We start from the raw sequence: 12,036 nt of genomic DNA, 5'->3' as shown, positions 1-12,036 counted from the left end.
CTATTATCAATAAAGGAGAGACCAAAAATGATATTCTCAAATATTTTAGTTCCATTTGATGGTTCAGAATTAGCTATGAAATCATTAGAAAAAGCGATAGAGTTTGCAAAATTGGATCGTACGGTGAAGGTAACAGCTCTTCATGCCTACCAGCTTCCCATTAAGCGGGTTCCAGATGCTATTTTTAATCCAGTGAAGAATATGATTATGGAGGACGCCCATGCCACGATCGAGCCGGCGAAGAAAAAACTAGAAGTCATTTCGGAACAATCGGAAGCAATGATTGTGGAAGGAGCTCCGATAAAGGTCATTCTAGAAAAAGCTGAGGAGCTAAACTGTGATGTAATTATTATGGGAAGCCGTGGGCTAAGTGGAATCAAGGAGTTCTTGGGAAGCATTAGCCACTACATCTCGCAGCATTCTCCTATTCCATTATTGTTAATAAAATAGACAAAAAATCCCCCAACTACTCGTAAAAGGGGGATTTTTTTTTTCGTTAATATGGTGTTGATCAAATAGAATGGGCATATTTCATCAAGAATCCCCCTTAGAACAATCCTTTAATCTTTTCGGAATTCACCAAAAAGATAAAAAAGCTTCAACAAAACCTAAGTAAAATAATGTATTATTATGGTTAAATGTGATAAATGTCATAGTTCGAAGTGTGCAGACAAACATAATAGGGGGGATTTGCTTGTCCATTCGTCTTAAGCTTTTTATCAGTAATGCGCTTTTAATTTTATTGTTTTCTGGTACTGAGCTATTCTTAATAACAAAAATGGAAGCGCATAATCAAATGATTCAGGATATTAAAGAGCATTCATTAGAAGTCGCATTAACGATGGATGAATTGAAATTAGATGTTATCCAGGTGCAGCAATGGCTAACGGACATCAGTGCGACAAGGGGACAGGATGGCTTAAATGACGGTTTTGATGAAGCAGAAATCTACGCAAAGGATTTCAATGAAAATGTTCAACGGCTGGAGAAACTAGGTGTCGATGCTTCTTTACTTTCCTCATTTCAAGATTCTTTTGATGACTATTATGATATGGGAAAAAAGATGGCTCAGTCATACATTGATGGAGGACCAGAGCTAGGTAATCAAATTATGGGAGACTTCGATGTATATGCCACGGAAATCAATGAAAAAATCAATGAATTTCGTGATAAGTCTCTGATTGCCATCCACGAGGATATGGATTCATTAAATCGAGAGGTGCAACAAAGCAAGCTTTTTGCATGGTCTCTATTAGGAATCGTAATCATTGTATCGGCTATATTGGGAAATCTTATATCCAGACCAATTATCCGAAACCTAAACCTATTAAAGGCTTCCTCTCAAGAGATTGCATCAGGCAATCTGACTAATGAAATTAGGATCAAGACAAAGGATGAGGTCGGGGAATTAGGACAATCCTTGGAGACAATGCGTCATGATTTGCTTCATATAATAGCGAATATTAAGGATTCCGTTCAGACGATTAATGATAGCAGTCACCATTTATCAGCATCCGCAGAGGAATCGGAGGCGTCCTCCAGACAGATCGTCGAATCGATGGAGCAGGTGGCTGGTGGATTAGATAACGAATCACAACAGGTCCATAATATTTTGGATACGATGAAGAATACAACAGCAAATTTAGAAAAGGGAAATGCCTATCTGGAAAAGACCCTTCATATTTCATCTGTTTCTACAAATTTAGCCAATGAGGGCAAACTAAAAACACAAGCTGGTGTTGAAGCCCTCCTGAGATTATTGGTTGATTTAGAGAATGCGACGAAAAAGGTACTAGATTTGGGTGAACGGTCCAATGAGATTGGGGTCGTTATTGGATTAATCAATAATATCTCAGAACAAACTAATCTATTAGCTCTCAATGCCTCGATTGAAGCTGCAAGAGCAGGGGAGCAAGGAAAAGGCTTTGCCGTTGTTGCTGAAGAGGTTCGAAAGCTTGCCGAGGAAACGAAGGAAGCCACTGCCAAAATCACACAGGATATCAAACAGATTCAGGAGGATACACAAGAGACAATTGCCGTAATGGAGCAGAATCTTGAGCTCTTCAAAAATGAGGTTGAAGTGATTGAAGGAAACAATGAATCTCTAGAAAAGATATCAGCTAGTGTGAAAGAAACAGAGGAGAACATTCAAGAAGTGAAGGAGCTATTCAAGGAGAATTTGGAATATGCGGGCAGTGTAGAAGCGATGATTACGGAAATTACCGCCTCGGTTGAGGAATCTTCAGCTTCCTCGGAGGAGGTTCTATCAACCGTTGAGGAGCAAACGGCCGTCGCACAGGAAATTTCTAAGAAGGCGAACGACCTAGAAAATATAGCGGAGGAATTGGAAAGCCATATAACAAAATTTACTATTTAATTACGATGAAGGGAGTAGTCAAAAAAGAGACTGCTCTCTTATTTTTGACAGGGCATGATTCTAGGAAGAATATAAGCAAGGCTCTTTTCTCAAACATTGTTGCTTTGAACAAAAAATTATTAGACAATAAAGTTGTTTATGCTGTCTATCTGTTGAAACAACGGAGAAAAGTGCTACTCAAACTATGCGTATCGCACGCCTAGTATGAAACGGAATGGCCGGTATTAAGGACATTCCAGAACCACAATCCGTGCGAAAACAGCCATAAACAATTAGTAGAATGTTCCTAATTATGCTATAATAAAACAAATATTTCCATCAATTTCTGTCTCGTACTGGAGGGCTTTGGAAGGATTGCATCAGCGAATTGAGTGAAAAGTATTTTCTATTTGAGGTGGGCTATGAAAGAGAAAATATCTATTTTAATTGCTGATGACCAACCAATTATTCGTGATGGATTAGCCACGATTTTGAGCCTTGAGGAAGACATGGAAATCGTCGGTAAGGCGAATGATGGAAAGGAAGCTGTAGAGTTAGCCCGTCTGACCAATCCGAGTATTCTGTTGATCGATATTCGCATGCCAGTAATGAATGGAATCGAAGCAGTTCGAGAGATTAAGCGTTTTTTGCCAGAACTTCCGGTCGTCATGCTGACGACCTTTTCTGAACAAGAATACATAATAGATGCACTTAAAGCAGGAGCATCCGGCTATCTTTTAAAGGATATGGATACTGACCAGCTTATCAGTTCGATTAGAAGCTTTGTCTCAGGACATATCATTTTTCCTGTAGGGATTAAAGATTTCTTGATGAATCACTCGAGCACTGCATCAGATGGTACTCCGACGTCAGAAGGAAAATCTATATTTCTATTATTAGAGCAAAAGGGGATCTCGTTTTCCGAGCGGGAAAAGGAGTTGTTAGACCTCGTGCTGATGGGAAAGACGAATGAGGACATAAGCAAAGAATTTTATCTATCTGTTGGCACGATTAAAAACTATTTAGGAGCCATTTACAAAAAAATAGGGATTAATAGCCGTTCTGAGCTTATGGCCTATATTTATTCGTTATTAAAGGAGCATGATTTTTTAAAATAAAATAAGATTCTGTTTAACTGGCTTTCCGTGAGGGTCAGTTTTTTTGTTTTATATGGAGGTGTTTCGGATCGCCTTAGGTAACATTATGCTAGCCAATGGTCACAAACTGTAGATCATCTATTTATCGCAAAATTTAAATGATAAAATATTTGAAAGACCAGATGCTGAAACGGGGCGTGCTAGATCATGAAAAAATTATCGGTGATATTAGCCATTCTGATTACAATTACCTTGGCATGGTTAGTCTTATTTAATTCTTCCTCCCAATGGAAGTAGGATTCTTACCCGCAAGCAAGGAGTGGATGGCTAGATCTAAGTAAGGTCTCCACGAAAGAGGTGGTGCCTCTTAACGGTGAATGGGCATTTTATTATAAGAAGCTGTTAGAATCAAATGAGATTATGGGTCATAACCCAACCGCCAATGTCCCGATACCAGGTATGTGGTCAAGCTATGAAGATGGACAAGGAAAGGTTTTTTCAAACCAAGGATATGGAACGCTGCACCTAATCTTGAAGGTTGGCTCGAAGGAAATTGACACGGAAAAAGCTTTGTACATTCCAGTATTTAATACTGCCTATGAAATATATATTGATGGAAAAAAGCTCGGAGGTGCCGGGAAAGTAGGTAAAAATAAGGAGTCTATGACTCCACAGTATTTACCACAAATCTTCTATTTCACTCCAACAGCAGAGCAGGTAGAGATTATTATTCAAACCTCCAATTTTTATCATATGAAAAGCGGGGTAAGCAAGGAAATTCTTTATGGCGATGCGGTGCGAGTAAGTAAATTAATTGATAAAAGAATTGCAAAGGATAGCTTTTTATTTGGCGTTTTCATCCTCATTATGCTCTATCATCTTGCTTTCTATTTTAACAGAAAACGGGAGTTCAAATCCTTCGTGTTTGGAATCCTTAGCTTTGTCATCGCTATGCGCATCGTCCTGATTGGAGAGTCACTACTTTATCAATATTTTCCGAACTTTAATTGGACAATCGGCTTAAAAATGGAATACCTAACTGTCAACTTTGGTTTCTTTCTTTATAGTGTCTTTTCCTACTATCTTTACCCTCATGAATCAAATATTGTCATTTACCGAATTTCCCTATTGGTAACGGGAGCGTTTTCTCTTTGTGTGCTTCTTACTCCTCCGACAGTATTTGGGTATTTGTTGAAGCCATCAGGGGTTGTAGCAGGCTGCCTAATTGTCTACTTCTCTTATGTGTTTGTTTTATCCATCATTAGAAAGCGCGAAGGGGCATCGATTATTTTTGTAACGGGTCTGTTTTTCTCATATACAGGGGTTCATGATATCTTGATGTATTTCGGCTTTATCCAATCTTTGGATCTCGTTCCTGTCGGCTTTTTCGTATTTATATTTTCTCAATTCATCGTTCTTGCAAATGGGTATGCAAGGTCATTTAATGAAGCTGATCGCTTGAACGAGAAGCTGAGGGAATTGAATGAGCATTTAGAGGATAGGGTCCAAGCACAAACAGCAACCATTGAGATGGCGATGAAAGAAACAGCTGTCGCATTGGCGGATAAGAAAGTACTTCAGGAGAGAAATCGAATCATTGGAGAAATTCATGATACCGTTGGTCATATTCTTACTTCAATCATTATTCAAATAGAAGCGGGAAAAAGGCTCATTAAAAAGGATTCTGCTCTTGCCATAGAGAAGCTTGAAATCTCCCAAGGACAGGTTCGACAGGGATTGAATGATATCAGAAGATCACTCCGACTCATTAATGATGATAGAACCGTTGTTAAGGATCTTCTTTCTATTAGATCCCTGATTAAGGATACAGAGGCCAATATGGGAGTAATCATAGAAAGGGATATAAGACTAAAAGAAGAATTATCAAAGGATCAAAAACTGGTCATTTATCGTGCCTTGCAGGAGGGACTAACGAATGGGGTTCGTCATGGTCAAGCAAAGCATTTTACTTTTGAACTCTTTCATGCGGATGAAGAAATTATTTTTAGACTAGAGGATGATGGGAACGGAGCGGATGAAATTAAGCATGGAATTGGTCTTGAGGCGATGCAGGAAAGGGTCAAACGAGTAGGCGGAACTATGTTTGTAAGATCGGAAAAAGGAAAAGGCTTTACGATAGAAATCCAAATCCCGCTTATTCCTCCTAACAATTTTGAATGAGGCATTGAGAGAGCAATGAAGAAGACGGCTGTTGCTCTTGCAGATAAAAAATTAGCTCTATTACTGGCTTTCACTTTTTGAAGGTCAGTTTTTTTGCTGCGGAATTTGCCCAAGGTCACATATACTTATCCGAAGGTCACTTTTCAGTATTTAAACAATAATTAACGTTGAATTCGTGATATATTGTATTAGTATTGGGAATATTTGAACAAATTGTGTCCTTAGTTGTTGCTGACTAGGCTGGCTGTATAGAATAAAAGAGCTGAAGCCTCTGAATCTTTGGAATATTGGGAGAAACCTTTTAGGGGGATTATGATGAATGGAATCACAGGCAAAAATGAAGAATTGGATAAGGATTGGCTGCAATTAATCATTGAGGCAAAAAAGATGGGGATTCAAATGGAAGAGATTCGTGATTTTTTTATTCATAATAGCCCGAATAGCCAAAAACAAATAGAGTTACTTTCCTTTCCAAAAAGGAAAACTGTCTAATTTGACAAATGGTGAATGCCATAACGACAATCTTCCTTTATTATCATACCGATTAACTTGGAATAAACACAATGGGGCAAGGTGCCATGGTGAGTGTGGCTTGACTGACACTTCCTAACTTTCTATCAGAATTTCCCGCTCCCTTTGTACCCATTACGATGCAGCGAATATCTGCATCCTTTGCTTCCGTAATAATTTCAATAGAGGGAGTTCCTAATCTAATTTTTGAAGAATAAAGCACTCTTGCTTCTTCTAGCAATCTGGCTGCTTCAGCAATTACACTTTCTCCAAGAATTTGATGATTTGGCTGGATGTTGATTAGCCTAATTTGATCCCCATAGGCCTTTGCCATGGAGATCGCAAAGCTTAAAGCATTTTGAGATGTTTTTGAACCGTCAATTGGAACAATGATCTTTTTACTCATATCTGTCCCTTCCTTCTGAGATTATCATTTCCTCATTTTTAGATTAGAATGATTATTCATCCAATTCAAGGACTAGAATAGACAAAACTATGACTTTTTCCCTACGTTCTTCTAAATGAAGCTATTCAAAAATTTGTAAAGAAAAAGGACGCCCCTCTACCCTAGACGCTTCTGCAATCCCTGTGCCAAAATATTGAAGGTCAAAATCACATAGGTCATCGCGAGCGCAGGGTAGAATGGGATCCAAACGGGTCCTCTTATATCATTAAAGGCATTTAACAATAGCATCGGCCAAGAGAGTGAAGTATTTTGAAATTCAAAGGCACCAGGGTCAATTTGAACAAAATCTTGGGCAACAAATATCCCAATAAACCCTAATTGTCCAAGGAGAAACATCACTTTCCCCATATCTCCAACAAGACTCACAAGGACTCTTCCATAGAGAAAAGGCATATAGTAATTTTTTAATAATCGAACATTCGTGACGCCAATGGCGTTTCCACCCTTAACGAATTCCTTTGTTGAAATTTGATTGAATTCTACTTTTACCATTTCTGCTACTCTACCAATTTCAACGGCTGCGATGATGAGTACGACAAAAACGGGCCTTATTTCCGTTTCAAGAATTGGTGGCAGGGTGACGAGCAAAATCACGACGATGATGGTTGGGATATAGGATAAGAATCCATTGAGCCAGTTTAGAACTGCATTGGCACCAAGCCATCTTTTGTGTGCAAAATAGGCAAGGGGAATGGCCAATAAATATCGAACAACTGTGATGGATACGACGATAAGAAGAGTTTCTTTCGCCCCCAAAACAATGAGACTTAAAAGATCTCTTCCTAATCGATCGGTTCCTAACGGAAAATGATCGGAGGGATCGAAAGGAGGGATAGTCGGAATCTTATCGACCCAAAGATACTCAATAACTTTTAATTCCGCATCAATCCCGGGAAGGAACTTTCCAAAAAAGGTGATGAAAAGAAGAACCAATAGCATGACTAAACCTAAGCATAATAGAATATTATTCTTCATAAATTCAACGATCTTCATCTTATTTCTCCTGACCTTTGGGGTACTGTCCAAAATCTAACCATCTTTGAAAATAGCACAGTGACAAACATGAATGCTAGAAATGGGAGCATATAGGCTAAGGCACTTACATCGTCATGGGCAAGAATGCTGCCTAAGAGATGATAACCAGCATCTTGATAGCTTGATAATTTTTCGATAATTGGCAAGCTTGATAGGATATATAACATGATAAATTGTATTTGATTAAATAGTGAATAAAGGCAATTCTTAAGCATATGCTTGAGAACACTGATCGTTTGTAGCCCTTTTGCTCTGGCTGTTCTCAAGTAATCTTGACCGACTTCATTTTCTAAGGCTGCTGCTGTATATTTTGTCATATGAATCAAAGGAAAAATTGTTAAGGCTATCATAGGGACGAAAAAATTATACCAGTGATCATTCCCATATAGGCTAAAGCGTGGAAATCCTAGGTGAAATAGCTTGATCAATAAATACTGAACAGCAATAAAGAAAAAGAAATCAGGTATAGATGAAAAGATCCAAGAGAAAAACGATTGAACCCTTCCAAAGAAGCGATTACGAAAATAGAACTGAACAATTCCTAAAAGAATCCCAAAAATAATGGAAAGCAGGAAGGCCGGGATAATGATATAGAGATCCCGTTTAAGAAATTTTTGCACTTCCTCAACAATAGGAACCCCATATCTATTCAGTCCAAAGCCTTTTTCTATCTGGAAATGCTGAATAAATGCCACAATATTCTCCCTAAATAATTCCAACGTAAACGGATACTCCGCTGTAAAGACCAAGCCGCCATGATGAGTGACGGACATTTCTCTTGGCAAAAGCAAAAGTAAAATGAAGCCAACTACGATTAAAACAAAGACTAGTAAACTTTTAACAATCTCCCACCACATAAGAACCCCCGAATTATCTTTCTGATAGAATAATATAAATTTTCCCACAAGTGGGATTAATTGGTCAAATGTTCCTATAAGAGATTTTGAATTTTATGATGTTATACGATGCTAGAGGGTTAAAGAGGTAGCTAAAAAAAGCAGCAGGTTCATAATTGACAAACCTGCTGCTTTTTTGATGGATTAATTCGTAAAGACCAAGTTATTAGCACATTGGATCGCATTTCTACCACTATTCTTAGCAGCATAGAGAGCCTGATCTGCTTTGTTGATGACCATATCAAGGGACATGGAGGCTGTTGCTTCCGCTACACCGAAGCTCGCCGTGATCTGGATTTGACCGGTTGCAAGTGGTAACGGAGAATTTTCCAGCATGGAGCGAATTTCCTCAGCGATATTTTCTGCCTCTTCCATCGAGAAATTTGGCAAGGATACGATAAATTCTTCCCCGCCAAAGCGAGCAAAGATGTGTTCAGATTCAAGAATGCTGTTACAGATTGCTACGAGATGGCAAATCGCTTTGTCCCCAACATTATGCCCATAGGTATCATTCACCTTTTTAAAATGATCGATATCGAATAAAAGGAGAGAAAAAGGCTGAGTTTTCTTCTTGGCTTGATTCAAGAGCTCTGAACTTCTTTCCATAAAATAGATACGATTATATATCTTCGTTAGACCATCTGTGAAGGCTAACTCTGTAAGCCGATTCTCCAGTTGTTTCTGTTCGGTAATATCATGGACAACAATCGTTTTTCCAACGCTAATATCTTTCCCTTTCAGAACGGGAGTAGAATAGATTCGATAATGCTTTTCTTCTACAGTGCTCCATTCATACTCTTTGATTGTTATTAAAGTATCGGGTGTTAAGAGGCTGTGAAAGGCTCCGTCTAAAAGGGTCTTGATATTATTCCCAATGGAGGAGGAATCCAATTGCGATATCAGCCTTTTAGCTGAAGCGTTATAATCGACAATCCGATTTTCCGTATCAACAACGAGAACTGCGTCACGCATGCCCTCAAACACACGATTACGAGCAATTGGAGCGAGTACAAAGAGATTGCTAGAAAGAATTGCCCAAAAATACAAAGCAGAAGTTAAACACATTACGATTGGAACCGGGTCCATCCCCATAGGTGATAATCCCATTAAATAAAGAAAAGAAGCGATCATAGGAAGAAGATTACTTAATAAAAGGGTCATGATTTGTTTCCAGTACACCCACTTTGTTTGCTTCCAATACCAAATAAGAAGAACAATCCCCACCAACAAACAGGCAAACGTATAGCTTCCGTGCACAATATACCATGGACCAGGGAGCATATCTGCAAGTGGAGAAGGCTCATTTGGTCGTAAATACACGGAGCGGTACAATAAATGGTGGAAATCATTCGTTAAACTTATGATTGATGTGAGAAAAGGGATGAATAGAATGAACCCGACAGTTTTCTTATGGATAACCCTTTCTAACCCGACGTAATGCATAACTAGAAGTAGACCACATGGAGGGATGAAGGGGAGGCCGAGGTATTGTATCTTAAGCCACAATTTGATTTCGGGTAATGTACTGCTAGCGAGCTCAATCGCATGACTAAATATGTAGATAGCAGAGAGGAAAGTCATCCAAATGAAGAGTTGGCTACTGGAAAAATCTTTTCTTTTTACATAGGCATACACCCCGAGTAAAACAGATAAAACACCAGATATCGAGGTAAAGACAATGTAAATAAAAATGTCATTATTCATATTAGATACTCCGAATTTATCTACTTTTTTATTTTGCTTTGACATTTCGTATTATAGCAAACAAAAGGAAAAGCCAATATAGAAATCTACAAATATTTATGGAAACTTTCAATGATTTCACGATGATAGGAGAGCGCAATTTTTAGTATGATTAGCTCGAAGGAAAAAAATCAAAAGCGAAGTTAGAATCAAAGTTTATTAACTAAGCTCTGTTATATTCTGTATTGACTTATATACCGCCTTATACGCGTACGTTCATAACGTTTTTCGTACCGAATAAAACCCATTCACGCACACGTATAAGGCTAGAGTCAAACTGTACATTAACTATAAGAGGCCTGCCACATATGAAGCTTTGTGGGGTCCCTTTTTATGCGGACCTGAAGTTATCTGGAGGATATGGGAGGAATATGGAAGAACTTTAAGGATTTGCCAGTTAAACGAACGAGACACGAGGATATCCGTGGTTACCGCGGAATATAGAGGGATATCAAGTTTGTTTCAGATTATTGATAGGTCTACACTTTAAATATGCGGGTGAAAAATTCTGAAAAACAAACCGAAATCAATTGAGGTGAAAAGATGAATGATCCAAAAATAGAGGTTCGAAATGTCTCGAAAATTTTCGGGAAATCACCCCAGCAAGGTGTAAAAATGCTAAATGAGGGCATGACGAAAAAGGAAATTCTCGAAAAAACGGGGATGACCGTTGGCGTAAATAAGGCTAGCTTCAAGGTGTACGCTGGTGAGATTTTTGTCATTATGGGTCTCTCAGGAAGTGGAAAATCCACGCTCGTCCGAATGTTTAATCGACTCATTGATCCAACAAGTGGTGAAGTCCTAATTGATGGACAAGACATTGTCAAAATGAAGCCCAAGGATCTAAGAGAGGTTCGGAGGACAAAATTGGGCATGGTCTTTCAAAAGTTTGCTTTGTTCCCACACCGAACCGTATTAAGTAATACGGAGTATGGGCTTGAAATGAGGGGAATAGATAAGAAGACTCAGAGGGAAAAAGCGATGGAAGCCTTGCGCCTAGTGGGTCTAGAAGGCTATGAAAATAGTTATCCAAGTGAGCTTAGTGGTGGAATGCAGCAACGGGTTGGTCTAGCAAGAGCTTTGGCTAATGATCCGGATATTTTACTCATGGATGAGGCCTTTAGTGCCCTTGATCCACTAATTCGCAAGGATATGCAGAACGAACTGCTTGAACTGCAGGAGAAAATGGAGAAAACGATTATTTTCATTACCCATGATTTAGATGAAGCGCTGCGACTTGGTGACAGAATCGCTCTCATGAGGGATGGTTCCATCGTTCAGATCGGGACGGCAGAAGAAATTCTAATGAATCCTGCCAATGATTATGTGGAACGTTTTGTCGAGGATGTTGATTTATCGAAGGTCTTAACTGCTGCCCACGTGATGAAGCGCCCAGAGAAACTCCTTGCTGAAAGGGGGCCGAGAGTGGCACTCCAAATTATGAAGGAGGTTGGGATCTCGAGTGTGTATATCGTCGACAAAGGCCGTAAGCTAATAGGGGCGATTACGGCACAGGATGCAGCGGATGCAGTGAAAAATGGGAAGAAAATTGAAGAAGTGATGATTCGTGATATACAGACTGTCTCACCCGATACTTTATTAACGGATCTACTCGAGTGCGTAGCTACAGCTTCATTACCTGTCGCCGTTGTAGATGAGGAAAACCGCTTAGAGGGAATCATTGTTCGCGGTGCGGTGCTGGCAGCTCTTGCAGGTGATGAAATTCAATTGAATGGAAAAGAGGTGAATTAG

10 protein-coding genes are annotated in these 12,036 nt (G+C 39.1%); 6 read left to right on the top strand and 4 right to left on the bottom strand.

Annotated elements, in window-relative coordinates; genetic code table 11:
- Positions 1–27 precede the first annotated feature (27 nt).
- From J2S07_RS12745 to J2S07_RS12725, 5 genes are all read left to right on the top strand, one after another.
- The gene (locus tag J2S07_RS12745) at positions 28–450 is read left to right on the top strand and encodes a universal stress protein (RefSeq protein WP_307150792.1); all 423 of its coding nucleotides are present in this window, start codon (positions 28–30) and stop codon (positions 448–450) included.
- A gap of 244 nt (positions 451–694) precedes the next feature.
- Positions 695–2,377, top strand: a complete 1,683-nt coding sequence (locus tag J2S07_RS12740; RefSeq protein WP_307150791.1) for a methyl-accepting chemotaxis protein — start codon at positions 695–697, stop codon at positions 2,375–2,377.
- Positions 2,378–2,778: 401 nt separating this feature from the next.
- Complete coding sequence (locus J2S07_RS12735; protein ID WP_307150790.1) at positions 2,779–3,474, top strand: response regulator transcription factor; 696 nt, start codon at positions 2,779–2,781, stop codon at positions 3,472–3,474.
- Positions 3,475–3,813: 339 nt separating this feature from the next.
- On the top strand, positions 3,814–5,634 hold the full coding sequence (locus tag J2S07_RS12730; RefSeq protein WP_307150789.1) for a sensor histidine kinase: 1,821 nt from the start codon (positions 3,814–3,816) through the stop codon (positions 5,632–5,634).
- A gap of 315 nt (positions 5,635–5,949) precedes the next feature.
- On the top strand, positions 5,950–6,126 hold the full coding sequence (locus tag J2S07_RS12725; protein ID WP_307150788.1) for an anti-repressor SinI family protein: 177 nt from the start codon (positions 5,950–5,952) through the stop codon (positions 6,124–6,126).
- Positions 6,127–6,178: 52 nt separating this feature from the next.
- Here the strand turns inward: J2S07_RS12725 and J2S07_RS12720 are convergent, their stop codons facing one another.
- From J2S07_RS12720 to J2S07_RS12705, 4 genes are all read right to left on the bottom strand, one after another.
- On the bottom strand, positions 6,179–6,550 hold the full coding sequence (locus J2S07_RS12720) for a universal stress protein (protein ID WP_307150787.1): 372 nt from the start codon (positions 6,548–6,550) through the stop codon (positions 6,179–6,181).
- A gap of 156 nt (positions 6,551–6,706) precedes the next feature.
- Positions 6,707–7,603 carry a peptide ABC transporter permease gene (locus J2S07_RS12715; RefSeq protein ID WP_307150786.1) on the bottom strand — a complete coding sequence of 299 codons (897 nt, stop codon included), beginning with the start codon at positions 7,601–7,603 and terminating at the stop codon, positions 6,707–6,709.
- Positions 7,600–8,502 carry an ABC transporter permease subunit gene (locus J2S07_RS12710; protein WP_307150785.1) on the bottom strand — a complete coding sequence of 301 codons (903 nt, stop codon included), beginning with the start codon at positions 8,500–8,502 and terminating at the stop codon, positions 7,600–7,602. The genes J2S07_RS12715 and J2S07_RS12710 overlap by 4 nt, the downstream gene beginning before the upstream one ends.
- 183 nt (positions 8,503–8,685) lie before the next feature.
- On the bottom strand, positions 8,686–10,245 hold the full coding sequence (locus J2S07_RS12705; RefSeq protein WP_307150784.1) for a histidine kinase N-terminal 7TM domain-containing diguanylate cyclase: 1,560 nt from the start codon (positions 10,243–10,245) through the stop codon (positions 8,686–8,688).
- A gap of 582 nt (positions 10,246–10,827) precedes the next feature.
- Here J2S07_RS12705 and proV point away from each other — a divergent pair.
- Complete coding sequence (gene proV, locus J2S07_RS12700) at positions 10,828–12,036, top strand: glycine betaine/L-proline ABC transporter ATP-binding protein ProV (RefSeq protein ID WP_307150783.1); 1,209 nt, start codon at positions 10,828–10,830, stop codon at positions 12,034–12,036.

Source organism: Anoxybacillus andreesenii (assembly GCF_030813005.1).
Classification (GTDB): domain Bacteria; phylum Bacillota; class Bacilli; order Bacillales; family Cytobacillaceae; genus Robertmurraya; species Robertmurraya andreesenii.
Note: the sequence above shows the minus strand (reverse complement) of the source record. Positions and strands in the feature narration are given on the sequence as shown.

Bases quoted from the DNA above. Each gene is read 5' to 3' on its own strand.
- J2S07_RS12745 (WP_307150792.1), top strand. From the start codon at position 28: ATGATATTCTCAAATATTTTAGTTCCATTTGATGGTTCAGAATTAGCT.
- J2S07_RS12735 (WP_307150790.1), top strand. From the start codon at position 2,779: ATGAAAGAGAAAATATCTATTTTAATTGCTGATGACCAACCAATTATT.
- J2S07_RS12725 (WP_307150788.1), top strand. From the start codon at position 5,950: ATGAATGGAATCACAGGCAAAAATGAAGAATTGGATAAGGATTGGCTG.
- J2S07_RS12720 (WP_307150787.1), bottom strand. From the start codon at position 6,550: ATGAGTAAAAAGATCATTGTTCCAATTGACGGTTCAAAAACATCTCAA.
- J2S07_RS12715 (WP_307150786.1), bottom strand. From the start codon at position 7,603: ATGAAGATCGTTGAATTTATGAAGAATAATATTCTATTATGCTTAGGT.
- J2S07_RS12710 (WP_307150785.1), bottom strand. From the start codon at position 8,502: ATGTGGTGGGAGATTGTTAAAAGTTTACTAGTCTTTGTTTTAATCGTA.
- J2S07_RS12705 (WP_307150784.1), bottom strand. From the start codon at position 10,245: ATGAATAATGACATTTTTATTTACATTGTCTTTACCTCGATATCTGGT.
- proV (WP_307150783.1), top strand. From the start codon at position 10,828: ATGAATGATCCAAAAATAGAGGTTCGAAATGTCTCGAAAATTTTCGGG.